The sequence below is a fragment of the Luteolibacter sp. Y139 genome (assembly GCF_038066715.1).
In the GTDB taxonomy this organism is placed as follows: Bacteria; Verrucomicrobiota; Verrucomicrobiia; order Verrucomicrobiales; family Akkermansiaceae; genus Haloferula; species Haloferula soli.
In genome coordinates this window covers 104,026-130,823 of record NZ_JBBUKT010000002.1, presented here as the reverse complement: position 1 = coordinate 130,823, position 26,798 = coordinate 104,026, and the positions used below count along the sequence as shown (strand labels likewise).

Genomic DNA, 26,798 nt, shown 5'->3' with positions numbered 1-26,798 from the left:
AAACTTCCCGGCACCAAAAAGCCGTCGACCCGGAAAACGGCAGGTCGAGCCTGCAGCCCCGCCCGAATGCGGGCGGCTGCCCGCCGTCACGAGAACGGCCCGCCAACCGAAACGAAAACATGTCGAACGCCACACCTGATACCCGCGGCACCGGCGACGGAGAACGTCGCCGCCGTCGTTCCCGCGGAGGCAAAGGCCGGAATCGCAACCGGCAGGACCAAGACCCCAACAATAGCAACTCGCACCATGGCCAGAAACGCTCCCATGGTGGCGGAGACCGCAATCGCAACGAGCGCGGTGGAGAACGCGGCGACCGCGGTGATCGTATTGATCGCGGACCTCGCAAGGAATACAAGCCCGCCCCGCTGACCCTCTGGCAGAAGATCAAAAAGATCTTCGGCCTCTACAAGGAGCCAGTCCGCCCGCCGCGCGAACGCCGCGAGCCCATCCGCTTCGAGGATGGCCCGCCACGTGAGCAACGCGAGCCGAAGTCGAACGTCCGCATCGCCAAGCAGCCGTCCGAGCAACGTTCCCGCGAAGACCGTCCTGCTCGCGAGGACCGCCCGCCACGGGAAGAACGCGCCCCCCGCGAAGAACGCCAGCGCCGCAGCCCGGAACGGGGCGATGTCGCCAGTGCTCGCATCTACCTCGGCAATCTGTCCTACGACTGCACCGAAGAAGACCTCAAGGACCTCTTCAAGGGCGTGGGCACCGTCCGCAACGTCGAGATCGTCTACAACCGCCGCACTCACAAGTCGAAGGGCTACGGATTTGTCGACATGCTCAATGTCGACGAAGCCAAGCGCTCCGTGGAAGTACTGCATGATCAGTTCTTCATGGGCCGCCAGCTCGTCGTCAGCGGTGCCAAGACCAAGGAGCACGAGGACGCGCTGAAGGAAGAGACCGCCGCCCCGGCTGACTCGACTCCCGCCGCCCCGTCCCAGCCTGTCGCCCAGTCCGAGCCCGTCGCCGCGGCTGAGTCCGCGGCCTCGGCCACTTCGGAAGAGCCGACCGCCTGATCGGAAGCCTCCGCAAATCATTCCCCGCCCCGCCCGGAACCTTCGGGCGGGGCGTTTTTGTCTCAGCATAGAGGTCTTCTTGGTCCTATTAGACCCATCCGCATGACCCTTCCCGCCCCCGAGCACCTCTTCTTCGTCTGCGGCCCCACCGCCTCAGGCAAAAGCGCCCGTGCCCTGGAAATCGCCGCCGAACTCGACGGCGAGATTGTCAATGCGGATGCCTTCCAGCTCTACCGCGGCCTCGAGGTCTTGACCGCCGCACCGCCTCCAGAAGACCGCGAAAAGCGTCCGCATCACCTCTACAGCATCCTTTCCCCCGACCAGCCGGTCGACGCCATGACCTACCTGCGGCTGGTCGTGCCAGTCATCGAGGAACTCCTCGCTCGCGGAAAAACCCCCATCATCACCGGCGGCTCGGGACTATACCTGAAATTCCTGTCCCACGGCCCATCCCCGCTTCCACCCGGCGAACCGACCCTCCGCGCCGAACTCGACGCCGCCCCACTCGAAGACCTGGTCACCAGCCTCCAAGCCCTCGACCCTGTCGAAGCCGCCCGGACCGACCTGAAAAATCGCCGCTACGTCTCCCGCGCGCTGGAAGTCTGCCTCCTCGCCGGAGTCCCCTGCTCCACCCTCCGCGACGATTGGGAAGCCGCCTCATCCGCTAGGGCCGAAAAACTCCGTGGCATCCTCGTTTCCCGCCCGCGCCCCGATCTCCACGACCGCATCGCCCGCCGTACCCGTCAAATGCTGGATGGCGGCGCGATCCAGGAAGTCGCCACCCTCCGGAACGCCGCACCCGGCCTCGAAAAAGCCATCGGCTACGGCGAAATCCGCCGCCACCTCGCCGGTGAGATCGACCGCCCCGAATGCGAGTCCCTCATCAACGCCGCCACCCGCCAGTATGCCAAGCGCCAGGACACCTGGTTCCGCCGCGAACACTGGTTGAAGGAAGATCGGCACGGCATCTGATACGGCTGGCGCGATGACGCCGCCGGAGTCGCCACCATTGCCAAATCAAGCGGATGCGGGCATATCCTCGGTCATGCCGGCTGCGGTCACCCCGAGAAACATCTTGCCACCGGACTACGCCCGCGGCGCGTGGGACGAAATGCTCGCCGCCGATGGCAGCGTGAACCCGTCTTGGTCGCACGTCGCCTCATGGCTCGGCGGGCTCACTCCCGAGCAGGCCATCGCCACCAATGGCGAGATCCTCCGCCTCCTGCGCGAAAACGGCGTCACCTACAGCGTCCACGGCGCTCCCGATGGCGAGCACCGCGCTTGGCAAATCGATGCCATTCCATGGGTCGTTTCCGAGCAGGACTGGAAGACCATCGAAGCCGGCCTCATCCAGCGGGCCGAGCTGCTCGACCACGTCCTCACCGACCTCCACGGCGAGCAGCGGTTGATCGCCGAAGGCTGGCTTCCGCCTGAGCTCATCCACGCCCATCGCGGCTACCTTCGTCCGTGCCATGGCATGAAGCTCGCCTCGAAGCGCCAGCTCATCCTCTACGCGGCGGACCTCGCCCGCGGTCCGGACGGCCGCATGTGGATCGTCAATGACCGCACCCAGGCTCCCTCCGGCAGCGGATACATCGTGGAAAACCGCGGCGTCATGACCCGCGCCATGCCGCGCCTCTTCCATCGCAGCGGCGTCCGCCGCATCGCCGGCTTCTTCCGCACGCTGCGCGAAACGCTGGAGTCATTCCCCACCGCCAGCGGTGCCCGCGAACCACGCGTGGTGATTCTCACTCCCGGCCCTCAGAACGAAACCTATTTCGAGCACGCCTTCCTCGCCTCCTACCTCGGCTACTCGCTGGTCCAAGGCGATGACCTCACGGTCCGCGACGCCCGCGTCTGGCTGCGCTCCCTCGGTGGCTTGGAGCCCGTCGACGTCATCATCCGCCGCGTCGATGCCTGGTTCAGCGATCCACTGGAGCTGAAAGAAGATTCCCAGCTCGGCGTGCCCGGTTTGCTAGAGTCAATGCGCGCCGGTAATGTCGCCGTGGTGAACCACCCCGGCAGCGGTGTCTTGGAGAACCCCGGCCTCATGGCATTCCTTCCCGGTATCTCCCGCCATCTGCGAACCGAGGAACTCATTCTCCCCGCAGCCGCCACCTGGTGGTGCGGCGAGAAGAAAGCCTGCGATCACGTCCTCGCGAACCTCGACACACTCATTGTGAAGTCGATCCACCGTGCTCCGACCTTCGGCTCCGTCTTCGGCGGAACGCTGAGCAAAGCGGAGCGGGAAACCCTGCGCGCGAAAATCCTCGCCGCACCGGAATGCTACGTCGGCCAACAGCAAGTCAGCTTCTCCACCCAGCCTTGCCTCCACGGCACACAGATCGAGGCTCGCCGCGGCGTGCTCCGCGGCTTCGCCACCGCCACCGCCGATGGCCGCTACATCGTCATGCCCGGCGGCCTGACCCGCGTCGCGGCATCTCCGGAAGCACTCGTGGTTTCCAGTCAGCTCGGCAGCACCTCGAAGGACACCTGGGTCCAGGGTACCGACTCCGAACCCTTCGTCAGCCTCTGGAACGACACCGCCGACGCCGCAGCCCGCGACGCGGATTCGCGCAACGTACCCAGCCGCTCCGGTGAAAACCTCTTCTGGACCGGCCGCTACGCCGAGCGCGCGGAAGGCACCGCCCGCCTGCTGCGCCGCGCGGTGATGAGCTTCGTCGAATCCATCGGCGACGATGAAAGCCAGCTCAGCCGCCATCGCGAAATCCTCATGGGAGGCCTGTTAGGTGTGACCAATGCAGCACCAATTCATGAAGAGGAGGATCACGCCGTCGTAAGCGACGAGGAAGAGGTCATGTCCCTGCTCACGCAGCCGGGGCGGATCGGCTCCTTGGCCTACAACCTTCGCTCCTTCCGGAATGCCGCCTACGCCGTGCGCGACCTGTGGTCTCCCGACTCGTGGCGCGTGATCGAAGCCATCATCCGCGAATGGATCGAAGGATCGGGCCATGTCGTTTCAGATCTCGATGACTTCACTGACCCGCTGAACCGTCTGATCATCGACCTCACCGCGCTGCTGGGTCTCAATCTCGAGAGTATGACCCGGGACGCCGGCTGGCGTCTGCTCGACTCCGGCCGCCGGATCGAGCGCGCCCAGTTCCAGCTTTCCGTGATCCGCCACTTCCTTGTGGAAGCCCGCACACCGGAGGAAGAGCTTCTCGTGATGGAAACCGTGCTCGCCGCCTCGGACAGCTTGGTCACCTATCGCAAGCGCTACCGCACCTATCCGAGGATCGAACTGGTGCTCGAGCTCCTCTTGTTAGAGCCGAACAACGCCCGTTCACTCCTCTATCAAATCCAGCGCCTTGAAGGAAACATCGACCGCCTGCCCCGCCAGGCACACGGCGCGCGATTGACCAGCGAGCAGCGCATCCTCGTGGAAACCTCCAGCCGCCTGCGCCTCACCGACATCGCTACGCTGACCAGCACCAATGGCGGACGACGCCGCAAGCTGGAGACCTTCGTCGACCACATGCTGCACTCCCTCGGTCAACTTTCGAATGCGCTGACCCTGACCTATTTCCGCCACGCCGACCGCCCGCACTTCCTGCACGGCTAAGTCCCTGCCCGCTTCCGCTCTTCCTCCTCGTTCATGCGCTACCGCATCCGCCACCGGACCACTTACCGCTACGACACGCCCGCAAACCTGTGCCACAATGAGGCCCGGTTGCGGCCATTGGACTTGCCGGGACAGCGCTGCTTGAAGTGGAAACTGGGCATCGATCCCCTGCCGGAATTCCACCGCAGTCGCCGTGATTCATTCGGCAACCACATCGACTACTTCTCCATCCAGCGCCCTCACCCCGAACTCATCATCACGGCGGAGAGCGAAGTGGAGGTCCTATCCGCAGGTCAGCTTCCACTCGAAGCCGGCGGCCCATGGGACCAGTTGCCTGCCCGACTCAAGACATCCAAGGAACCGGCCGCCCTCGAAGCCCGCGCCTTCGCCTTGTCTTCTCCACTGATCCCCGTTCTTCCGGAACTCGCCGAGTTTGCCCGGCCGGATTTCACTCCCGGCCGCTGCGTGCTTGAAGCCGTCTCCGCCTTCAACGCACGCATCTTCCACGAGTTCAAGTTCGACCCCGACTTCACCACCGTCGCCACCCCGGTCGTCGAAGTGCTGAAAAACCGCCGCGGCGTCTGCCAGGACTTCGCCCAAATCATGATCGCCTCCCTGCGATCCATCGGCATGCCCGCGCGCTACGTCTCCGGCTACCTCGAAACCCTGCCGCCACCAGGCAAGCCGAAGCTGGTCGGTGCCGACGCCTCGCACGCCTGGGTCTCCGTCTTCGTGCCCGGCCAAGGCTGGCTCGATTTCGACCCCACCAACAACGTCCGCCCCGGCGAACGCCACATCACCGTCGCCACCGGCCGCGACTACCGCGACGTCTCACCCCTCCGCGGCGTCACCGTCGGCGGCCTGAGCCACACGCTGAAGGTCTCGGTGGACGTGACCCCGATCTAACCCGGGAGTCCTCGCCAGCTTCATAATAAATAAAGACTCAAATAAGTTACAGGAAAGTTATTGACCCACCACCCACGCATCAACAGCTTTCATGCGTGCATCACCCTAACACCTGCATCCGCTCAATCATTCTCGCCGGAGCCGTTTCCTTGTCTCCGACGATCGCATCCGCGACCACTTACGAGGAAATTCAGACCCTCGATAAGGTCATCCAGCCCATGGTCAACCTCGTCAACCGCGGCGATGGTTACTTCTACGGGCTCTCCGGCTGGTCGGAAGAAAACCAAGGAGGCTACATCTACCGGGTGGCTCCGGGCCAAAACTCGGAGGTCCTGTTTGCCTTGGACGAGAGCGATGACGCGAGTGCCACCAACCAAACCGGCACAGGCACCAGTTGCCCGCTGATTGCCGGTCCTGATGGCGCATTCTACGGCGGCACCACCTATGGAGGTGCTTTCGCCGCCGGGACCATTTTCCGCTGGTCTCCCGATGGAGTCTTCAGCGTCCTTCATGACGTCAATCCTGTGACGGAGGGCTACCGCGTCCAGCGACTGGCGGCCACACCATCCGGTGACCTTGTCGGCGTCATGTCAGACGGCGGACCGTTGGGCGGCGGCACGATTTTCCGGCTGTCTTTGGATGGATCCTTCCAAACCGTCCACGCCTTCGAGGCTCCATCAGGCTACCCACCAGGCGTCCCAGTGCCCCCGGATGCGAAATACCCCCCTTCGTCGCCCACCCATGTGGCCATCGGTTCGGACGGACGGATCTACGGCACTACCAGCATTGGGGGACCGATCGAGGCCGGCTTCTTCTCCCGCTTCACCTACGGCAATTTCTTCCGCTTGGAAGACAATGGCGACATCACCGTTCTCAGCGAGTTCCACCCCTTCCGGGATAAGATCAGCTGGCTGGAAGTAACCCCTGACGGCTTCATCGGGAACACCCAGAATTCGCTCATCAAGATCGGCCTGAATGGAGCTCTCAGCGTGGAAGCCGATTTCAGGTTCTTGGATTTGGGCTATGTCTATTTGTGGACCCCGCTCTACACCTCGCATGGCATCTACGGCGTTTCCCCCTCCGGAGGACCTGAGGGCGGCGGCTTCATTTATCGCACCATCCCGGGAGGAGGCACCTCGATCGTCCAAACCTTCCCTGCTGACCACCGCCCGTATCACCCCGCGCTGGTCGAAGGGAATGACGGACTGGCTCACGGACTCTTGGATTTCGACTCTAGCGAAAACCCGCCTTACCCCCGCCTCTTCCGCCTTCACGAATCCACAACTTCACCCAATTTCGTGCCCGTGGCAGCTCCCGATGAGGCCTGGCTGCCCCGCAAAGCGAAAAATGGCCAGCGCGAGGTCGTCATCGACATCCTCGCCAACGACCAGGATGCGGATTCCGACCCTCTGACGATCGCCCACATCAATGGTGAGGGAGCAGGTCACATCGAACTCCTCGAGACCCCGCAAGGCGTCAAACTGAGGTTCACCACCCAAGAGGAAAACCCGCCCAGCCGCATGCTCACCTACATGGTCACGGACAGCCGTGGAGGTCTCTCCAAGGGCTACGTGGCGATCCAGTCGCCGGTCAAAGACCGCTTCACGGGTCTGGCGACCGGCGGCAGCGTCTCAAATGCTCCCCTCGACCTGAAAATCGACAAGGACAACGAGATCAAGGCCACCTTCGAGCTCAACGGGAAGAAATACAAGGGCACGGGCCTCTTGGACGCCGGCGACACCGCCAGCCTGTCGCTATCCTCCCGAGACGAGACCTCGCTCAATCTCCACCTTGAGCTTCAACGCGGCACGACCGCCAGCATCGAAGCCACGATCCGCAACGGCGAAGCCGATTACCACGCCACTTGCACGGCGTCCGGCAGCAACTAGCACAGCTCTTGTCGCTCCCGTTTTCCCCGCGGAAAGCGGGAGCGATACAGCTTCCAAGGATTTCCCCCGGCTTGCCCGGACCAGGCCATGAAGTTACACGAAAGCCATTGACCAAATATCCTTGAGTCAACAGCTTTCCTCCAACTAATGCCACCTCGCCACCTTCTCCACGCCTCCATCATCCTGCTCGCTGGGGTCGTTTCGTTCAATCCGGCCGCCTCTTTGGCGGCCACCTTTGAAGACATTCAGGTCCTCAACCAGCCGATCGACCCCATGTGGAACCTGGCGACCCGTGGCGATGGCCATTTCTACGGCATCTCACGGTGGGCGCAAAAGAGCACCGGGGGCTTCCTCTACAGGTTCGCTCCGGACCAAAACGTGGAGATTCTCTTCACGTTTGCTGCACCCGATGAGGATACTTCTACCAGCCCCAGCGGATCGAACCCCCTCAGCTCTCTGGTCGCCGGTCAAGACGGCTCGTTCTATGGCACCACAAGCCATGGCGGCGCCCATGGTGCAGGCACCATCTTCCGCTGGTCGCCTGATGGGGTCCTCAGCGTCCTTCACGACATCGACGCGACGACGGACGGCTCCGAAGCGTCGAAACTGCTCGTCTTGCCCGATGGAGACCTCCTCGGCATCATGGGAGACAACGGCCCCAAAGGTTCCGGGACGATTTTCCGGCTGTCGCAGGATGGCAACTTTCAGACCATCCACTCCTTCGAGCGCACTCCTTCCTTTCCACCGGAAGCGCCCGTACCTTCGGATGCCAGATTCGAGCCCTTCTATCCGAACAATCTCGTCTTTGGTCAGGACGGGAAAATCTACGGGACGACCAGCTCGGGAGGCCCCGTCCAGGCCTTCGGCAGATACCGCTATAGCTACGGCACATTCTTCCGTCTGGAGGATAGCGGCAATATCACGGTGCTCGGCGATTTCCACCCTTACAAGAAGAGCCCAAGCGCCTTGATCCCGGTGACCGACGGATTCTTCGTCACCATTGACGGTGCCATCTTGCACGTCGGATTCGATGGCACCATCGGCATGGAACTCGATTTCGCCACGATGCACGTGGGTAATGTCGGCACGATCTGGGCACCACTGGCCACCTCGCTCGGCATCTATGGGGTATCGACGTCCGGAGGCCAGAACAACGGAGGGTTCATCTCTCGCACGCTCCCTGAGGGAGGTACGAGCATCATCCATCACCTCCCCACCAATTTCCGGCTATGCAGGCCGACACTGGGCCAAGGGACTGATGGGCTGGTGTATGGCTTCGCACAACTTACCGAAATCAAGGGCGCCCTTCCCAAGCCCCGCGTCTTCCGGCTTCTCGAAGGTGACACCGCGAATTTCGCTCCGGTAGCCGCTCCCGATGTCGCCTGGCTCCCCGCCAAGACGACGAATGGAAAACGTGAGGTCGTCATCGATGTCCTCGCCAACGATCAGGATCCGGACTCCGATCGCTTGAGCCTGACTGCCGTGAGCGCGGCCCCCGGCGAAGGCACCGCCGAGATTGTCCCGACGTCAAAGGGAGCCCGGGTGAAGTTTACCACCGCGGAGCAGTATCCAGCCGGCCGGGTGATCACCTATCAACTCTCGGACGGCCAAGGCGGCCTGTCCACGGGCTACATCTCGATTGAATCTCCGGTTACCGGCAGCTTCTCCGGTTTGGCCAGCGGCGGCGAGGTCGACGCTGCCCCTCTCAGCGTGAAGTTTGCCAAGGGCAACTCGCTCACCGTCGCGTTCGACCTCAACGGCGTGAAATACAAGGGCAAAGGCCGCCTGAACGTCGACGACACCGCCAACATCACGCTGGTCGCCAAGGAGCAACCCTTGCTCAACCTTCGTCTGGAGCTCCAACGCGGCCCCTCCGCCAGTCTCGACGCCACCATCAGGAACGGCGAAGCCGACTACCACGCTACTTGCACGGCCGTCGGCGGCAAGTAACGCCGGAATCGGGGGGTGACATCCCCCCCGCTTTCGACTACCCAAGCCGCGCCCATGCAGCTCTGGCTCTGTCCGCTCATCGCCTTCCTTCTCGGGTCGATCCCCTTCGGCCTGTTCATCGCCCGGATGAAGGGCATCGACATCCGCCAGCACGGCTCCGGCAACATCGGCGCCACCAATGTGCTTCGCGTCGTCGGGAAGAAATACGGCATCACCTGCCTGATCCTCGATGCACTGAAGGGCTTCATCCCCACCCTGCTCGCATACACCCTGATTCGCTTCGTCGGCCAGGACACCAACTTCACCTTCCACGGGCTTCTTGACCACGGCTATATCTTCCCGGCAGTCGACCAGTGGAAAGCCCAGACCCTTCAGGTCCTCACCGGCCTGCTCTCCATTCTCGGCCATAACTACTCACCTTGGGTCGGCTTCAAGGGTGGCAAGGGCATTGCCACTTCGGCTGGCGTCCTCATCGCCTTGGCACCCGCCGCAGTGGTCCTTTTGATCCTCGTCTGGGTGATCACCTTCAAAGTAAGCCGCTACGTATCGGTAGCCTCCATCGTCGCCGCCGCGCTGCTGCCTCTTATCATCATTTCCGGCTCGTGGTATCACGGAAAGATCGCAACGGGTGACTGGAACAAACCACTATTTGTCTTTTCCGTCGTTATCGCCGCCTTGGCGATCTGGAAACACCGCGCGAACATCCAGCGCCTCATGAACGGCACCGAGAACCGCTTCCAGCCCAAGAAGAAGACCGATGCCTGACGCATTTCCCTCCGCCGCCATCCTCGGCACCGGTTCCTTCGGCACCGCATTGGCCGTCTTGCTCGCGCCGAAGCTTTCCGAAGTGGTAATGATCGGACGCGACGCCGCTGTCGCGGAGTCGATCAACACTCACCGCCGCAACCCGCGCTATCTAACCGAGATCGTCCTGCCGGAAAACGTCCGCGCCTCCACGACACTCGCCGATGCCAAGGGCCATTCGCTGGTCCTCTTCGGCGTGCCGACCGCCGCCACCCGCCAATGCGCCAATGACCTCGCCGGTCTTCCTCGCGAAACCGTCCTGCTTTCCTGCGCCAAGGGCATCGAGCGCAATACCGGCGAGCGCATGAGCGAGATCCTCCACGACGTCTTCCCGGACAATCCCATCGCCGTCGTCTCCGGCCCGAATCACGCCGAAGAAATCGCCGCCAACCTCGCCACCTGCGCGGTCATCGGCGCGACCGATAAAGCCCTCGCCTGCGATCTTCAGGAGCTCTTCACCGCGCCACATTTCCGCAGCTACACCAGCGACGACCTCGCAGGCATCGAACTCGGCGGCGCCATCAAGAACGTTTACGCCATCGCCGCTGGCATCGCTGCGGGTCTCGGACTCGGTGACAACGCCATCGCCGCCCTCGTCACTCGCGCGCTCGCCGAGATGACCCGTCTCGGTGTCGCACTCGGCGGCCGCGCGGAAACCTTCGCTGGCCTCTCCGGCGTCGGCGACCTCATCGCCACTTGCTTCTCGCAGCACTCGCGCAATCACCGCGTCGGCCTCGCACTTGGCCACGGTAAGTCACTCGAAGAAGCCACCACCTCGCTCGGCATGGTCGCCGAAGGTGTGCCGAATACACTCTCGATTCACGACGCCGCTTCCAAGGCCGGCGTCCGCACGCCGATCATCGACGCGGTTTACTCGATCCTCTATCAAGGCAAGCCCGCCGCGCATGCGATGTACGAGCTGCTGAGCCGCGATCCCCGTCCGGAGAATACCTGACGCTCAGCCCTCGACCTTCTTCTTCGCCGTCAGGCGCAGCACCACGAAGTACAGCACGCAGAGCAAGGCGATGCCGGCCACCATGCCGATCGACTCATGCTTGATCGCATGAACCAGCTCATCCGGGCTTTCCATCAGCTTCGGATTCCGCTCGTAGATCCCCTTGCCATACCAGGAAAGGATGGCGCACCAGATCGCCGATCCGACCACGGTGATCACGCTGAATTTCCCGAACGGCATCCGCACGATGCCCGCCGGAATCGAAATGAGATGCCGCACCACTGGCAGCAGCCGCGCGAAGAAGATCCCGCCCGCCTCATAGCGCTGCATGAAGACTTCTGCACGCTCGAGCTTCTCCGGCTTGATGAAGAAATACTTTCCGAACTTCAGGATGAAGGGCCGGCCGAGCCAACGGCTCACTCCATAGGTGATCGCCGAGCCAAGCCAGGACCCGAAGGTGCCCGCCAGGATCACGCCCCACAGGCTCATCTTTCCCTGCGCTGCCAGGAACGCCGCCGGCGGCATCACGACCTCGCTGGGCACCGGAAAGATCGAACTTTCCATCGCCATCAAAGCGATGACCGCCCAGTAGCCGCCCTGCTCCACCCAGTGGAACCACGTGTTGATCAGTTCGTGAAGCACGCGCGGGTGATAGAGGGCAGGCAGACCGGAAGCAAGGAAACGCAACGGGCGGCTTCCGCAAAGAAGCCGCCCGCGCGATAAAAGTGTCTCAAGTCGGAGACGGCACCAACTCAGTGGCAGCCGCAACCGCCGCCGCAGCAGCCGCCCTTTTCAGACTCGGCGATGTCCTGCTCGGTCGGCACGCGGCCCAGCTCGAGGGTCATGTTCACATACTTGCCAATCGTCTTCTGGAGCGACTCGAGCTCGTCCTGGGCATCGAGGAAAGCAGAGGCCACCTCGTTGCTCATCAGTGCATCGCGGGCAGCTTCGAATTCGCGGATTTCGGTCGGGGCCAGCTTCACACCGGAGTGCTGCTTCTGGTGCAGCTCCTCACCGCGCTGGTGCACGGTCTGGTACATCAGGCGGGCGCCGTCATCGCTCAGGAAGCGCTCCACGGCTCCCTGAAGCTTCGCGAAATGCTCATCCGCAGCGATCGCAGCGCAGAGTTCGCGGGTTTTGTTCATCACGGAGGAGGTCTCGGCGAGCAATGTCATGGGCATCCCCTAGTCGCCGATCTCGTTGCTGGCAAACGCGATCTTGCGAAATTCACGGTGCCGACTTGAGGATTTCACCGGGCTGGGTTTCCTAGGCGGTCACCGATGAAGCGACTTCGCCGCGTCCTCCGAGTCTTCGCCGTTATCCTGCTGGTGCTATTGGCCGTCGCCCTCGTCGTCACCGGCTGGTGGGGCTCCGGCCATCTGGTGTCGCCAAATCGCCGCCCGCTCCAGGACTACCACCGCGAAATCCTGGCCCAGCCGCCCGAATTCGGCCTGAAGGTCGAGCCTTTCACCGCCGCCGACCAGACGCCCTGCCTGCTCGTCACCGGCACGAGGGAACCGGGAAAAGCGGAAAAGGGCCGCCTCCTCCGCGGCGAACTCCAGCACCGCGGCGTCACCGTTCCGCCATGGGGAACCCAGCTCGGCACCATCGTCATGTTCTACGGCCACGGCGGCCGGAAGGAGGATCACCTGCCGATTTGCGAGCGCTTCTGCGCCGCCGGCTTCCGCTGCCTGCTTCTCGATATTCCCGGCCAAGGCGACCACCCCGCCACCTTCGGCTCCTTCGGCCTGAATGAATCCAAGCTCGCCGGGCAGGTCCTGGCCGAAGCCACCACCCGGTTCAAATTCCCGCCCTCGCCCGCCCTCCTCTTCGGCATCTCGCAAGGTGGCGCCATCGCCCTGCAGGCCGCGGCTTGCGAGCCCGCGAAATGGACTGCCGTCGCCAGCGTCTCCACCTTTGCCTCGCTCGATCGTCCGGTCTTCCGTTCCGCCGAAGAACTCCTGCCCCATTCGCTCCACTTCTGCTGCCCCGTCGCCGCCTTCAGCGTGGGCTGCGGGGCTAGGCTGCGGGCGGGCTTTTGGCCCGCCGACGTCCGGCCGGTCGCAGCCGCCGCAAAACTGCACATGCCCGTCATGATCGCCCACGGCGACCACGATCCCTACATCGACATCGACCAAGCGAAGGAGATCTTCGCCGCTGTCCCCGATCACCGGAAACAATTCCGCGTGGTAAAAGGCGGCGATCACAATCGGGTCCTGTCCACCGGCTCGCTCGCCCTCTATGCGGACCTCTCCCAATTCTTCCTCAAGTCACTCGAACCCGATCCCTCTCCGGCAGCAATCGAACGCACGGAGTGAATCCCCATCTTGAAAATCCGGCATAAAGCGGGGCCTATCATTGAAGGAAATCCCGCTCTCACCGCACGCCCGGAGGGGTTTCCACGTTTAGCGATGACTGGCACGCCGCGACCTTGGCAGAAGCCACCACTCTCTCAGACTGGTCCACATGCTAGATCGAATCCTCTCCAAGCGCATCGTCCCCGTCGTTGTCCTCGACCGTGCCGATGACGCCGTGCCGCTCGCCGAAGCCCTCCTCGCTGGCGGTCTCGATATCATGGAAATCACCTTCCGTACCGCCGCGGCCGAGGAGTCGATCAAGCGCATCGCCTCAAGCGTTCCGGAAATCCTGTTAGGCGCAGGCACCTTGCTGGAAGACGAGCAAGTCCAGCGTGCCAAGGACGCTGGTGCCGTCTTCGGGCTCGCTCCCGGCTTGAACCCGCGCACCATCGCCAAGGCGAATGCCGTCGGCCTGCAATTCTCCCCCGGCGTCATGACCCCCAGCGATGTCGAGCAAGCACTCTCCCTCGGCTGCAAGCTGCTGAAATTCTTTCCCGCCGAAACCGCTGGCGGCACCGGCATGCTCAAGGCCCTGGCCGGTCCCTACGGCCACACCGGCCTGAAATTCATCCCCACCGGCGGCATCACCTCCGCCAACCTTGCGAACTACCTGAAGCTGCCGGTCGTCGCCGCCATCGGCGGTTCGTGGATGGTGGACAAGCAGCTTGTCAACGAGGGCAAATGGGATGAGATCTCCCGTCTGACCCGCGAGGCATTGGCCGCTGCGGCTGCTTGTTAGGAGAATCATGATCGCAGGCATCGAACTCGGCGGAACCAAGACCGTAGTGGCCATCGGCACCGCCGCCGGTGACGTGCAAGAGGAGTGGCGCTTTCCCACGACTGCGCCGGAGGAAACCTTCAGCCGCGCCATCGACTGGCTTAACGAACGCGGCACCCCGGAAGCCATCGGTATCGCCGCCTTCGGCCCGCTCGGCGTGGTGCCCGGTCGAGCCTCCTACGGAAAGCTCCTCGCCACCCCGAAACCCGGCTGGGCTGGCTTCTCGATCACCGACACCTTGGCCACCGCTTTCCCGCAAGCCCGCCTCACCATCGAAACCGACGTCAACGCCGCCGCCCTCGCCGAAGCACGGCTCGGAGCCGCCCAAGGTCTCGACGACGTCGCCTACATCACCATCGGCACCGGCATCGGTGCCGGCATCCTCAGCGGCGGTCACTTGGTCCACGGCGCACTCCATCCGGAAACCGGCCACTTCAAGGTCCCGCGCAAACCCGGCGACGACTTCCCCGGTGTCTGCCCATTTCACGGCGACTGCCTCGAAGGCCTCGCCAGCGGCCCCTCCATCGCCGCCCGCTGGGGCAAGGACGCCGCGGAGCTCCCAGCTGACCATCCCGCCTGGGAAACCGAAGCATGGTACCTCGCCCACGGCGTGCTCGCCCTGTTAGGTATCGTATCGCCATCACGCGTCATCATCGGCGGCGGCGTCTCCCAGGCCGAAGGCTTCCACGAGAAAACCGAGCGCATCCTCAACCAAATCGCCGCCGGCTACTTCTCACCTATCGAAGCGAAGCCCTACATCGTCCCTCCCATGCTCGGCCAGCAGGCAGGCATAAAAGGAGCGCTGTTATTGGCTGCGGTCTAATCTGGCTTGGCTTTCACTCCGTTCACACACTTGGCGGATACTCGGAAAACCAGATTGAAACGCCTGCATCCGCAAAACGGCGCATCGCTTCCGCACTCAATACCCCGCCTCCACCTGACGCATCGGGCCTCATCGAAAACCCAATGTCTGCGATGGCTCCACAATCTGGCAAGCTCGCCGCATTGTCTGTTAACCACGATTCAAGGGCATACAACTGAGACGGCAGCTCCCAGTCGCCATCGCAAAGAAGTGCGATACCCTCAAACGATCCGTCGTCTTTATCGATCCGGATTGGCATCTTGTTCTTTTGTCGATCGGGAAAGCATTCACTTACACCGGATCGCCGTCGATCTACCGTGCGCATCCAGCCCCTCGATCCTCGCGAACTCCTCCACCACCGCGAGCGACTTCTTCACTGACCGCTTATCAAGCTTCACGATGCTCGTCCGCCGCTGGAACTGGTCCGCACGCAGCCCGGAGAATGAACGTCCACTCCCACCCGTCGGCAAGGTGTGACTCGGCCCCGCGAGGAAATCCCCCACCGCCACCGGCGAATCATTCCCGAGGTAAATCGCACCCGCCGTCCGAATCAGCGGCAGCCACTTCTTCTCCTCCGCGCAAATGAACGACACGTGCTCGGCCGCGAAGTCATTCGCGATTGCGATCGCCTCGCTCATGTTGCGGACATGCAGCAGGAAAGTCGCCTGCTTCAGCACGTCACGGATGTAGCGCGCGCGAGTGAGCGTCTCAAGCTGCCGCTCCACCGCCTTCAGCACCTTCCCGATCAGGGCCTTCGAATCGGTGATGAAACCGATCACACTATCCCCACCGTGCTCAGCCTGGGCCAGCAAGTCAGCAGCGATGTAGTCCGGGTTCCCGGTCTTATCCGAAATGATCAGAATCTCACTCGGCCCCGGCAACAGATCGATCGACACCGCACCGAAGAGCTGGCGCTTCGCCTCCACCACGAAGCGGTTCCCCGGACCGAACAACCGGTCCACCGGCCGCACCGTCTTCGTCCCGAGCGACATCGCGGCCACAGCCTGCGCGCCACCAATCTTGAGAATCTCGGTCACACCCGCGGCCTTCAGCGCATAGAGCAGCTCGGCATTCACCTTCCCGTCCGGCCCACAAGGGGTGGCCGCCAGGATCTCAGGGACACCCGCAGCCTTCGCAAAACCCGCAGTCATCAGCGCCGTGGACACCAGCGGAGCCTTGCCACCGGGCACGTAAACGCCCACCCGGTCAAACGGCTGGAAGCGCTCACCTACGGTCGCCCCTTCGGTATTCCGCATCGACCAATCCTTGCGCAGGCCCTTCTTCGCAAACGCCGTGATGTTCTTCAGCGAAGCCGCAATCGCCTTCTTCGTGGAAGGCGCGACTTTCACCGCATCAAGCTCCTCCGCCGTGACGAAGAGCTGCTTCTCCTTCAGCACCACGTTGTCGAAGCGCTTGGCGTAAGCCACGAGCGCCTTGTCCCCTTGCCTCGCCACCGCAGCGATGATCTCGCTCACCAGATCGCGCACATCATGCGTCGGCAGCGCGCGGCGATTCAGGCGCTTGACGAAGGAGTCGTAGTCGGCGTCGCGATATCCGAGGATTTTCATGGCAGAAACGGGAGGCAAAAAGACCCCGGCCAGACGACCAAAGTCAATAGTAAGGCTTGAGCATCAAATAACAGATCGGACCGGTGACGGCCACGTAAAGCCACAGCGGGAAAACCCACTTGGCCAAGCGACGGTGCGCACCGAACCGATTCGTGAAACCGGCGATGAACGTCATCAGGATGCAGGGCAGGCTCACACCGGCCAGCGTGATGTGGGAAATCAGCAGGAAGAAATAGATCCCCCGCATCGCACCGGTGCCGCCATAGCGGGTCTCCTCAGTGGTGAAATGATAGGCCACGTAGCAAAGCAGGAATGCCACCGAGAGACCCATCGCGGCGTAGATCGCACTCCGGTGCAGCGCGATCTTCCCCTGCTTCACCGCAACCAGCGCGAGCACCAGCGCGATGCTCACCGCGGTATTCAAAGCCGCATGAACCGGCGGCAGAAACGCAAAGCTCCAGCCCTCCGGCAGCGGGATGCGCAGCTCCGGCCGGCGCATCAGGCCGACGAGGATCAGCACCACACCTGTTAGGATCCAGGCGACGATCTTGAGCTTCTTCGAAAGCGCCTCCTGCGGCGGACGCGACAGCCACTCCCTGCGTTCCTCACTCATTTTGCGGGGACTTCCTCGGCAGGCGCTTCTTCCGCCACGCTATCGATGCCGGCGGTTTCGTTCTTCTCAAGTTCCTCGGTCAAGCGGCTGAGGAGCTCACCCTTCATCCGCTCATACGCCCCGGGATCCTGCTTGCGCCCCTCCTCGGAACTCGCGCCGTAGAGGTTCCACTTGCCGATCACATTCCACTCCCGGTCCACCAGCGAGATCGACATGTCGTGCTGGAAGCGCCCATTGGCCTCGCGATCCGCGGGATCCTTCCGCTCCAGAACGCGGATGAACTTCAGCTCCTTCTCCAAATACTCGTGAGTCTCCTGTTCGTTCGGGTGACTCATGAACCACCAGCGCTCCGGATCAGCACCCAGTGCCTTGGAATATTCCACCAGCCGCTCGGAGGTATCCGTCGTGGGATCCACCGAAATGCACGCCATGTGGAAATCGGGATGCCCCTTGAATTGCTCGAACAGCGCCGTCAGTTCCTTGCCATTGCGGACGGCACAGTGCGGACACACCGCGAAGAACTCCGCGACCAGCCAGACCTTGCCCTTGAGGTCGGACAGCTTCACCTCCTTGCCCGCCTGATTGATCCCGGCGAAGTCTTTCTGGATCGGGAAAAACGTCTCCACCTTCTCGGCTCCGGCATTCTCGACGATCACTTCCGGCTCCGGCTGCTCCGGCATCCGGTTGCCGAGATACATCCCCCCGCCGATGATCAGCGCGGACAAGGCGGCCACCGATCCGTAGATGGCAAAGATTTTTCCTCGGTCGTTCATGGCGTCACAGGTTGGGCGAGGAGTTCGTCGATGGTCCGTCCCAGCAGGAACTCCAGCTGCTCGACGTTGCTCTTGTCGATGCCGGTCTTCACGCCTTTGGCGTCCCACTCGGCGGCTTGGGCGAAATCGAATACCGCGGAATACTCCGGCCCGCCACGCTTCTGCGGAACCATCGCCCGGCGGATGTGGCGGTCACGATCGACCAGCGTGATCGAGGAATCGTAGATCCACTTGCCGTCCTTCTGGTGCGGCATGATGCCGAGCTTGAGCTGGTTCTTCAGGAACTTGTGAACGTATTCCTGACCCGCCGCAGCGAACCACCATCCGGGCAGGCCGACGCCCAGTTCCTTCGCCGTCGTATCCAGCACGGCAGGACCTTCCTGATCGGGATCGATCGTGAAGCACACGATCCGGAAGTCGTCGTTGCCGGCATAGCGCTGGCTCAAGCGCAGCAGCACCTCGCGCGTCGCCTTCCAAGTATCCGGTTGCTTCACCGAGACCCCGCAGACCACCCAAACCTTGCCAAAAAGATCGGAAACCTTCGCTCCGGACGCATCCTGCCGGACCACCCCGAATTCCGCCTTGTTGTCGATGCGTCCGACGATGCCCGGCCGCGCATGCTGCGCATCCTTCTCCGCCTGGAGTTTCCCCCACTTCTCATACGAGATCAGGATCAGGATCCCGCTGACGATCATCACCGCAAACAGGATCAGGGCGGTCATCCGCAGCTTGCGCGGATTGCGCTCGGCGGGGACCAAAGGTTCGTCAGGCGTCCTCATGGGGCGGCGGAAACTAGACTAGCCCCACGCGATGGCAAGCAATCCAAGCTCCAGTGGCAGATAGAGCAGCGTGAACAGGAAAAGCCGTCGGAACGACGGGCGCTGCCCATCCCGCATGAAACGCCCGGCGAGCGCCGCCATCAGCAGCCCCGCCAGCACACCACCGGCGAGCGCCACATGGCCCTGCCAGCCCGGCGTCCAGCCAGCCAGCCACGGCCACACCGGCAGCATCGCCAGACCAATCGAAAAGATCGCCGCCAGCATCCCGCTGCGCCGGCCGCTCACATCCCCATCCGACCACATCTTGTAGCCGGCATTCTCATACTCCTCCCGGCACAGCCAATTGATCGCCACGAAGTGCGGGAGCTGCCACAGCGCCAGCAGTGTGAAAAGGAACCACGCGCCACCATCAAAAGCCCCACCCGCCGCCGTCCACCCGATCATCGGGGGAATTGCTCCGGGAATCGCGCCCACCAGCGTGTTCGTGCTGCTGACCCGCTTGAGCGGCGTGTAAACGAACACGTAAACCGCCACCGTGATCGCCGCCAGAACCGCCGGCCAGGTGCCGATCTTCACCGCGAGGTGGATGATCCCCGCCGCGGAAAGTATCCAGCCCACGCCGAAGGCGAATAGCGGATCCATCCGCCGCGCCGGCAACGGGCGATTCGCCGTGCGTTTCATACGCGCGTCCAAATCCACCTCCATCAGCTGGTTGAAGGCCGCGGACCCGAAAGCCGCCGCAGCCGTCCCGAGCAGGGTGTGAATGAGCCGCCAGAGATCGAAGTGATGCCCGCGCGAGGCCAGCAGGAAACCGAAGAACGTCGTGATCAGCACGAAGACATTCAGCCGCATCTTCGTCAGCACCATCATGTCCCTGCGGAACCCCGGCGCAGGCTCCGGGGCCTCCGGAGCGGCGGTGATTTCGGCAGGAGCGTCGTCGGACATCGGGGCGCAGGGAAGGAAAGCGGCGACCCGAGGGCAAGCGCGATCCTTGACGGACTATTGCCGTCTTTTGGCGGTTGCCCACTCGGAACCGCAGCTATTTCACTGCTGACCCATCGGTAATGCTGCCATCCTGGATGATCAGCTTCCGGTCGCCCCGCTCGGCTAGGTGCTCGTCGTGCGTGACCACCACCAGCGTCGTCCCGCTCTCCGTGGCGAGCCCCATCAGCAGGTCCATCACCTCCGAGCTGTTGCGGGAATCGAGGTTGCCGGTCGGCTCGTCGGCAAACAGCACCGGCGGATGATTCACCAGCGCGCGGGCGATCGCCACCCGCTGCTGCTCGCCACCGGAAAGCTCCGCCGGCAAGTGCTCCGCGCGATCCGCCAGGCCCACCCGCTTGAGCGCGGCCATCGCCGCCTGATGCTCATCCCTGCCGCCGATCGCGCCCGGGACCAGTACGTTTTCCACGGCGGTCAGCTCCGGCAGCAGCATGTAGTTCTGGAAAATGTAGCCGATCTTGGCGTTGCGGAAGGCCGCCTGCTTCTTCGGCCCCAGTGAGTAAAGGTCCGTGCCGTCAATGCTCACCGAGCCTTGCTCCGGCCGCTCCAGGCCCGCCAGCGTATACAGCAGCGTCGTCTTCCCCGCCCCGCTCGGCCCGCACAGGAAAACCCGCTCACCCCGCGCGATGTGCAGCTCGATGCCGTGCAGCACCTCGATGCTCTTCTTCCCGATCCGGTAGCTGCGGTGCAAGTTGTTCGCCTCGATCACCCGTCCAGCGTTCCGGCTCCCCTCTCTCACGTCAAGGCCAGCCGCCGGAACTCCACGGGTTGACAGGACACCGGATCGCGCCCTTGCTTCCGCCGCCGTGAGTCCCGAATTCATCAAGGAAGCCCTCCGCCACGTCCGCTACCCCGGCTTCTCCCGGGACATCGTCTCCTTCGGCCTCGTGAAGGACATCCGCCATGAAAACGGCGTGCTGACCGTGAAGATCGAGATCGCCACCAAGGACCCGAAGGTCCCCGAACAGATTTTCAAGGAATGCCACGCCGTGCTGGATCCCCTGCCAGACGTCGGCTCGGTGAAGGTCGAAATCGAGGTGAAGGAGCCCCAGGGCCAGCAAGGCAGCACAGGTGGTGGCGACGTCACCGGCAAATCCTCCATCCCCGGCGTGAAGCGCATCATCGCCGTCGCCTCCGGCAAGGGCGGCGTCGGCAAATCCACCGTCGCCGCCAATCTCGCCGTCGCCCTCTCCAAGATCGGCGCCAAGGTCGGCCTCTGCGACTGCGACCTCTATGGCCCCTCGGTCGCCCAGATGTTCGGCAGCCACGAGCGCCCGATGGCGAATGCCAACGACGAGATCATTCCGATCGAAGCCTATGGCCTGAAGCTCATGTCGATGGGCTTCCTCCTCGAAGACCGCTCGCCGGTCATCGTCCGCGGCCCCATGGCCACCCGCTACACCCAGCAATTCCTCCGTCAGGTGGAGTGGGGCGATCTCGACTACCTCATCCTCGACCTCCCTCCCGGCACCGGCGATATCCAGCTCACCATCGTCCAGACCGTCGCGGTCGATGGCGTGGTGATCGTGACCACGCCGCAGGAGATGGCCCTCATCGACGCGCGCAAGGCAGTGTCGATGTTCGCGAAGGTGAACGTCCCCATCCTCGGCCTCGTCGAAAACATGGCATGGTTCGAGTGCGACCACGGCCAGCGCTACTACCTCTTCGGCGAAGGCGGCGGCGTCCGCGAAGCCGCGACCCTGAATGTCCCGCTCCTCGCCCAGATCCCGATCGACCCACAAACCCGCGAGCGCGGCGATGCCGGCACGCCGGTCGCGCTGATCCCCGCGGCCGAGCATCCGGTCGCAGCAGCCTTCCAACAGATCGCCGCAGCGCTCAGGGAAAGAGTGCCAGCACGTTAATCCTCACGATGCTCCGCACCCCGCCACAACTCTTCGAAGACTTCGAAGCCGGGTTGATGACCCGGGAGCAGTTGCACGTGGCGATGGCCTTTCACGCCCGGAGCTTGATCGAGGAGGTGGTGGAGGCGCAGGAGAACCCGCTCGCCGCCTGGTGGGAAGGTTTGCTCGCCAAGAAGTCCGCCTCACGCCTCGCCGGGCGCCACGGCGAAAAACGAATCCGCGCGATCTTCTCCGCCCTCGCGGACGTGCCGGATTTCCTCCCGGCGCATTGGCTGTGGAACGCTCATCATCCGGACGTCCCACTGTTCTGCTTCATCCGCCTGCGAAGGGAACCCGTCTTCCGCATCCTCAGCATCACGAATGAAGCGGGCCTTGTAACCGTGCGCCTCGAGTATGGCTCGAATGAAAAGCACGAGACCACCCGCGAAGAGTTCGTCCTTTCCCACAAGCTCCACGGCGGCCTGGAAGTCACGGAACGGCGGACCGCCTCGTGACTTCCACAAGCCGCCACTAGCAGATGGTGTTCAGCTCTCGTCAGCCTTGGCGCGGAGGAATTGCTTGGTCGCTGAGGAAACGATCCCCGCCGCGCGGAAGGTGCGATACGCCCAACCGCCCCCTGGTGTCAGAGCAGGCAAACCGGCCTGGATGGCCGTCGCATCGGCACCCGTCACCTCGATCACTTCCAGCGGGAAGGTCAGCAGATTTCCCGAGTTTTGGATCCGGTAAACGACACCATCGATAAGCTGCGACGTCTTCTCGGTGGCACCGGTAAAGACCGCACCGGTCCGGACCGGCAGCGTGAGCGTCAGCACCTGCTGTCCGCCGATCGTGGCGATCTTGGAAACGATCTTGCCACTGCTCGCTCCGGCAAGCGGCAGGCTGTCGAAGGCGAACTCGCCGAGGTTGCTCATGCCATCGCCATCCGGATCAAGCGCCTTGCCCTTGTTAGCCTCTGTTAGGCCCGTTGCCGTCGCCCATGTGTCATAGGCTCCGCCGACCGGACCGGTCGTGACATTGAGAATGCCCGTGCCGGTAATCAGAGGGCTCTTGTTGGTGGCGGTCGAAGTCGGGCTTCCCCACGTGCCCAACGCCATTTCGACCCCGCCGATGAAGAGTTGGTCGATCGTATCGGTCCCCGTGAATGCCAGGTTCAGGTTGACCCCGGAAGCCAACCGGACATCCGCGCCATTCGGCAGCGAGGCGATGCCGAGCGACAAGGATCCCGCATTGACGATGGTGTCGCCGGTGTAGGTGTTCGTGCCGTTGAGATTCAGGGTGCCGCCGTTCACCGTGACTGTCGTCCCAGCGCCGTCGATCGAATCGATCGTCGTCAACGTGCCTGCACCGGTCTTGATGAAGGGCTTGTTGATGGTGCCACCGGTGCTGTTGAAAGCCAGCGTCACCCCCGCATTAACCACCTCCACGGTGCTGGTCGTTTGATCGTTCCACAGGTAGCGAGTCGTCGCGACGGAACTCGCGCCACTGTAGCGGAAGGTCCCGCCATCGAGGCTGATGTAGCTGGCCGCAGCCGTCGAGAGGGTCCCGATCGGCGTCGCGCCAGTGTCCGAGATCAGCCCGGTTTCCAAAACACCGCCCGGCTTGATGTTCGTGCCACCGGTATAGGTGCTGGCTCCGGTGAGGATCAGCGTGCCGGTGCCGAACTTCTGGATGCTGCCGCCGGTGCTGGTCAGCGGAGATGCCCAGGTCACCGTCTGGCCATTGGTGTCGATCTTGTATTGCTGGTTCGCCGCGGTGGAGAAACGGGCCGAATAGTCCGTCGTATTCGCCGCACTCGCCTGCATGGTCCCGCCGGTAAAGGACAAGGTGCCAGTGGTGCCGAGCGCGCCGGTGCTATCCAGGCGCATCAAGCCGGTGCCGGTAAAGTTCGTGCCGCCGGTGTAGCTGTTGTTCCCGGAGAGCACGATCAAGCCAGAGGACGTCGACTGCAGCGTGCCCGGACCACTGATCGGGCCGGACATCGTCAGCGGGAATTGCCCGCCATCGAGCGAACCGATGATCCCGGTATTGATCACCACCGGGTTCGCGATGGTGCGCGCGCCCCCTCCGACTGCGGTGGCAAAGGTGCCCGCACCGGTGAAGGTAAGCGTGCCCGTGCCCAGCGCGGCATCGCTATAGGCCGCGCGGAGGAAACCCGAAAGAAGATCGGTGCCACCGGTATAGGTATTTGCCTGATTGAGAACGACAGAAGCACCGGTCTCGCCGCTCGGCGTCTCACGGAAGACCGTGAGCTTACCGGGGCCGGACAGCAGGCTGTCCACCACCGTGTTCTTGTTGTTCCACTTCGCGGAAAGCGTGCCGCCGCCCGCCGCCAAGGTCAGCCCGCCCTTCAGGACGTTGATGCCGTCTTCACCGAGGATGCGACCGCCATCAAGCGTCACCGGGTTGCTGAGGTAGTTGGTGGTACCGTTGTTGATCCAGAGCTTCAGCAGGCCGCCGGTATTCACCGTCACCGGACCGGAGCCGAGCGCGCCGGGGTTGTTGCTCCCGGAAGCGGTGGTGGAGGCGCTGAGTGAAACGGTGCCGCCGTTGATGGTGGTGCCGCCCGCGAAGGAATTCGCATTGGGCATCACCAGCATGCCCGAGCCGTTCTTCACCAGCGAACCGGTGATGATCGAGCCGGTGCCACCGAAGGTGTATGCGTTGGTCGTATTGGCGACCGTGACCGAGGAAGGAGCAAGCAGGCCGGTCATGGTCACCGTCGCCGCGGCGGCAGGCTCATTGAAAGTCACCGCGTCGCCCTGATAGAAAAGATTGTTGCCCTCCACCCACGAAGCCGTCGTGGCCACGTCCCACACCGTGCCTAGACCGCTCCAGGTGAGCGCGGAGCTGGTGTAGCTCATGGTGATCTTGTTGGTGACCGTGTTGTTGGCCACGCTCGCACCCCGGTAAGCCGCCGTGTTGAAGTTTGCGGTATCCGGTGCGAAGCCATCCACGTCGTCGCCGTAGTAGACCACGTCCACGGTCTTCAACCCGGGCGTTGGTGAGCTGTTCGGCACGATGACACCCACGCCCTTGTCGGTCTTGTTCGCGTAAACGCCGAAGATGGTTCCCAGCGGCGGAGTGGACGCGATGATGTTCGATCCTTCGTCAAGCGTGAGCAAACGAACGACGCCGCTGCCACCAATGCTGCCACCAGCGCGAGCGTAGGTATCGGAGTTGAGCACGTTGCCGTTCACCAGCAACCTGCCACTGATTACCTCGGTATCGCTGGAGTAGCCCTTGTCACCAGCCAACACCAGCACACCGGCCCCACCGACCTGGAACTTCGGACCGGGGTAAGCTCCGCCAAACAAATCGCCGCCGATGGTGGCGATCGCACCGCTGTCCACGTTGAAGCGGGTCGTCGATGCTGCGACGGAGTTGAGACTGATCTCATTGGCAAGAGTCCCCGTCGTCGTGAAGCGCAGTCCATTGATCGCACCGCCATTGACGAAGTTGATCGGCCCGGGACCAAAGCCGCCGTAGTTCGAAAGATTGAAGGCACTGTTGGGAATGGTGTCCGTAACGTCCGGGCCACCGCCGATGGTGGTGCCGCCCGCGTAAGTGTTGGCAGCACTCAACTCGATGTAGCCGCCACCGTTCTTGGTCAATTTGCCGGGGCCGCTGATCACACTGGCGAGACCGATCCGCGAGCGGGAGTTGGCAGCACCATACGCATCAAAGATGCCGCCGCCGGGGCCGAGCGTGATCCCGCGGGTGCCGCTGAAGACCGGGCCACCGTTGATGAAATAAACACCGGCCGCCACGTCATAAATGCCACCCCCATCAAGCGTCAGTTGGTCCGCCTGGAAGGTGGCGGGGTTCGGCCCGAGCGCGCCATCCCCATGCATGCCCATGTAACCGCCGGTGACAGTGGTTTTGCCGACGAAGGTGTGGTTCAAGTTCGTGGCAAACGTGCCAGAGCCTGTCTTCGAAATGGAGCCCGTCCCGGAAATGACACCGGTGCGCAGGTTCGTGGTATTGGTGCCCGTGAGAGTGAGCGTGGTGCCGGTCGCCATCGAGATCGGCGTGTTGATGTTCGCGTCGCTGCCCAGATTCTGGATCGTGCCGTTATTGGAAACGATCGAACGAGTGAGCAAGGTATCGCCATTGCCGTAGAGACCGAGGACGCCGGGGCTATTGATCGTCGTGGTGCCCGTGCCGGTCATCGTGCTGGTGGTCTCCACGCTGAAGATGCCCTGATTGATCACCACGTTGCCCGCGCTGATCGCCGTGCCCACCATGCTGAATTGATTCGCACCGGTTTTGGTCAGCGTGAAACCGGCCAGATCGAGAGTCGGGGTCGTGCCCGGACGGATGTCAAAGCGCGCGGTGCCACTGACCGTGGCATTGCCCGTGAGGACCACCTTGTTAAGCGCATTCTGCTGGGCACCACCATTGTTCAGCAGCGTGCCACCCAGCTTGATGATCTCCGTGTTGGTTAAGGCTTGGCCGTTGATGTCGAGCGTCGCACCGCTGGCAACCACCGTTTCATTTCCCGCCCCTGCCGCCCCCAGCGCTGCAGCATTCCCGGCACTAAGCGTTCCTGCGGAAACCGTCAGGTTCCCGGTGAACGTATTCGCTCCCGAAAGCAGCAAGGTCCCGGCACCGGTTTTCTGAATGCCGCTTGTGCCTCCCACCACTGCCCCGATTTGGCTCGTCCCGTCCGCGACGGAAAGCACCGGGGTTGCAAGGGTATCTGCCAGCGTCAACGTTCCAGACGTTCCCGTATTGATGATCCAGCCATTGCTGGGAGCGGTATCCGCGAACAGCATTCCGCGAATGGTCCGGTCTCCATCGAGTGTGACGGTGGCATTCGCACTGAGATCCAGGGTCGAGAAATAGGCGACCGAGTCAGCCCCTCCGGCCACAACTCCAGAGAGCCAGTTGTTAGTGTCTGCCCAGGATCCTCCGGCGGGATTGGTCCAGGTGCCGTTGGCCGCGACAACGGTGTGGACGGACAGGGAAACGAGAGCGGTCCGGATGGAAAGTTTTTTGAAGGTCGAGGTCACGTGAGTAGGGGTCTGAAAACGAGTTTTCGCCCGACGGGCGAGCAACGCGCGAAAGCAGCCACTACGCCACAAGCATCAAATCGTCA

General features: G+C 63.1%; 22 protein-coding genes. 13 read left to right on the top strand and 9 right to left on the bottom strand.

Features of this window, described 5'->3' with window-relative positions; translation table 11 throughout:
- The first annotated feature begins 119 nt into the window (after positions 1–119).
- The 8 genes from WKV53_RS05585 to WKV53_RS05550 all read left to right on the top strand — a co-directional run bounded on the left by WKV53_RS05585 (position 120) and on the right by WKV53_RS05550 (position 11,106).
- Positions 120–1,019 (top strand): hypothetical protein, encoded by a 900-nt coding sequence (locus tag WKV53_RS05585; RefSeq protein WP_341403370.1) that lies wholly within the window; start codon positions 120–122, stop codon positions 1,017–1,019.
- A gap of 102 nt (positions 1,020–1,121) precedes the next feature.
- Positions 1,122–1,991, top strand: a complete 870-nt coding sequence (gene miaA / locus WKV53_RS05580) for a tRNA (adenosine(37)-N6)-dimethylallyltransferase MiaA (RefSeq protein ID WP_341403369.1) — start codon at positions 1,122–1,124, stop codon at positions 1,989–1,991.
- Between the two features lie 73 nt (positions 1,992–2,064).
- On the top strand, positions 2,065–4,602 hold the full coding sequence (locus WKV53_RS05575) for a circularly permuted type 2 ATP-grasp protein (RefSeq protein ID WP_341403368.1): 2,538 nt from the start codon (positions 2,065–2,067) through the stop codon (positions 4,600–4,602).
- Positions 4,603–4,635: 33 nt separating this feature from the next.
- Positions 4,636–5,508 (top strand): transglutaminase family protein, encoded by an 873-nt coding sequence (locus WKV53_RS05570; RefSeq protein WP_341403367.1) that lies wholly within the window; start codon positions 4,636–4,638, stop codon positions 5,506–5,508.
- A 149-nt stretch (positions 5,509–5,657) separates the two neighbouring features.
- Positions 5,658–7,397 (top strand): choice-of-anchor tandem repeat GloVer-containing protein, encoded by a 1,740-nt coding sequence (locus WKV53_RS05565; RefSeq protein ID WP_341403366.1) that lies wholly within the window; start codon positions 5,658–5,660, stop codon positions 7,395–7,397.
- A gap of 147 nt (positions 7,398–7,544) precedes the next feature.
- Complete coding sequence (locus tag WKV53_RS05560) at positions 7,545–9,347, top strand: choice-of-anchor tandem repeat GloVer-containing protein (RefSeq protein ID WP_341403365.1); 1,803 nt, start codon at positions 7,545–7,547, stop codon at positions 9,345–9,347.
- A gap of 54 nt (positions 9,348–9,401) precedes the next feature.
- A complete protein-coding gene (gene plsY, locus WKV53_RS05555; protein ID WP_341403364.1) occupies positions 9,402–10,112 on the top strand; it encodes a glycerol-3-phosphate 1-O-acyltransferase PlsY in 711 nt (236 codons plus the stop codon).
- A complete protein-coding gene (locus WKV53_RS05550) occupies positions 10,105–11,106 on the top strand; it encodes an NAD(P)H-dependent glycerol-3-phosphate dehydrogenase (protein WP_341403363.1) in 1,002 nt (333 codons plus the stop codon). Before plsY ends, WKV53_RS05550 begins: the two co-directional genes overlap by 8 nt.
- 3 nt (positions 11,107–11,109) lie before the next feature.
- On the opposite strand, the gene WKV53_RS05545 is transcribed toward WKV53_RS05550, so the two are convergent.
- The gene (locus WKV53_RS05545) at positions 11,110–11,748 is read right to left on the bottom strand and encodes a DedA family protein (protein ID WP_341403362.1); all 639 of its coding nucleotides are present in this window, start codon (positions 11,746–11,748) and stop codon (positions 11,110–11,112) included.
- 110 nt (positions 11,749–11,858) lie between these two features.
- Entirely contained in the window at positions 11,859–12,281 is a 423-nt protein-coding gene (locus WKV53_RS05540; RefSeq protein ID WP_341403361.1) for a YlbF/YmcA family competence regulator, read from the bottom strand.
- Between the two features lie 105 nt (positions 12,282–12,386).
- Here WKV53_RS05540 and WKV53_RS05535 point away from each other — a divergent pair, with 105 nt between their 5' ends.
- The 3 genes from WKV53_RS05535 (at position 12,387) to WKV53_RS05525 (ending at position 15,064) form a co-directional block, all read left to right on the top strand.
- A complete protein-coding gene (locus WKV53_RS05535) occupies positions 12,387–13,424 on the top strand; it encodes an alpha/beta hydrolase (RefSeq protein WP_341403360.1) in 1,038 nt (345 codons plus the stop codon).
- A 148-nt stretch (positions 13,425–13,572) separates the two neighbouring features.
- Positions 13,573–14,202 carry a bifunctional 4-hydroxy-2-oxoglutarate aldolase/2-dehydro-3-deoxy-phosphogluconate aldolase gene (gene eda, locus WKV53_RS05530; RefSeq protein WP_341403359.1) on the top strand — a complete coding sequence of 210 codons (630 nt, stop codon included), beginning with the start codon at positions 13,573–13,575 and terminating at the stop codon, positions 14,200–14,202.
- Positions 14,203–14,209: 7 nt separating this feature from the next.
- Positions 14,210–15,064: an ROK family protein gene (locus tag WKV53_RS05525; RefSeq protein WP_341403358.1), complete on the top strand. Its 855-nt coding sequence runs from the start codon at positions 14,210–14,212 to the stop codon at positions 15,062–15,064.
- A 326-nt stretch (positions 15,065–15,390) separates the two neighbouring features.
- Here WKV53_RS05525 and hisD read toward each other — a convergent pair whose 3' ends face one another.
- The 6 genes from hisD to WKV53_RS05495 form a co-directional block, all read right to left on the bottom strand.
- Entirely contained in the window at positions 15,391–16,671 is a 1,281-nt protein-coding gene (gene hisD / locus WKV53_RS05520; RefSeq protein WP_341403357.1) for a histidinol dehydrogenase, read from the bottom strand.
- Between the two features lie 43 nt (positions 16,672–16,714).
- A complete protein-coding gene (locus WKV53_RS05515) occupies positions 16,715–17,284 on the bottom strand; it encodes a DUF420 domain-containing protein (protein ID WP_341403356.1) in 570 nt (189 codons plus the stop codon).
- On the bottom strand, positions 17,281–18,057 hold the full coding sequence (locus WKV53_RS05510) for an SCO family protein (RefSeq protein ID WP_341403355.1): 777 nt from the start codon (positions 18,055–18,057) through the stop codon (positions 17,281–17,283). The genes WKV53_RS05515 and WKV53_RS05510 overlap by 4 nt, the downstream gene beginning before the upstream one ends.
- Entirely contained in the window at positions 18,054–18,836 is a 783-nt protein-coding gene (locus WKV53_RS05505) for a hypothetical protein (protein WP_341403354.1), read from the bottom strand. Before WKV53_RS05505 ends, WKV53_RS05510 begins: the two co-directional genes overlap by 4 nt.
- Before the next feature lie 18 nt (positions 18,837–18,854).
- Entirely contained in the window at positions 18,855–19,781 is a 927-nt protein-coding gene (gene cyoE / locus WKV53_RS05500) for a heme o synthase (RefSeq protein ID WP_341403353.1), read from the bottom strand.
- A 94-nt stretch (positions 19,782–19,875) separates the two neighbouring features.
- Positions 19,876–20,547, bottom strand: a complete 672-nt coding sequence (locus WKV53_RS05495) for an ABC transporter ATP-binding protein (protein ID WP_341403352.1) — start codon at positions 20,545–20,547, stop codon at positions 19,876–19,878.
- A gap of 97 nt (positions 20,548–20,644) precedes the next feature.
- Here WKV53_RS05495 and WKV53_RS05490 point away from each other — a divergent pair, with 97 nt between their 5' ends.
- Positions 20,645–21,700, top strand: coding sequence for an Mrp/NBP35 family ATP-binding protein (locus tag WKV53_RS05490; protein ID WP_341403351.1), 1,056 nt, complete (start codon positions 20,645–20,647; stop codon positions 21,698–21,700).
- Between the two features lie 8 nt (positions 21,701–21,708).
- Entirely contained in the window at positions 21,709–22,194 is a 486-nt protein-coding gene (locus WKV53_RS05485) for a hypothetical protein (RefSeq protein WP_341403350.1), read from the top strand.
- Between the two features lie 30 nt (positions 22,195–22,224).
- On the opposite strand, the gene WKV53_RS05480 is transcribed toward WKV53_RS05485, so the two are convergent.
- Positions 22,225–26,712, bottom strand: a complete 4,488-nt coding sequence (locus tag WKV53_RS05480) for a beta strand repeat-containing protein (RefSeq protein ID WP_341403349.1) — start codon at positions 26,710–26,712, stop codon at positions 22,225–22,227.
- Positions 26,713–26,798: the final 86 nt, after the last annotated feature.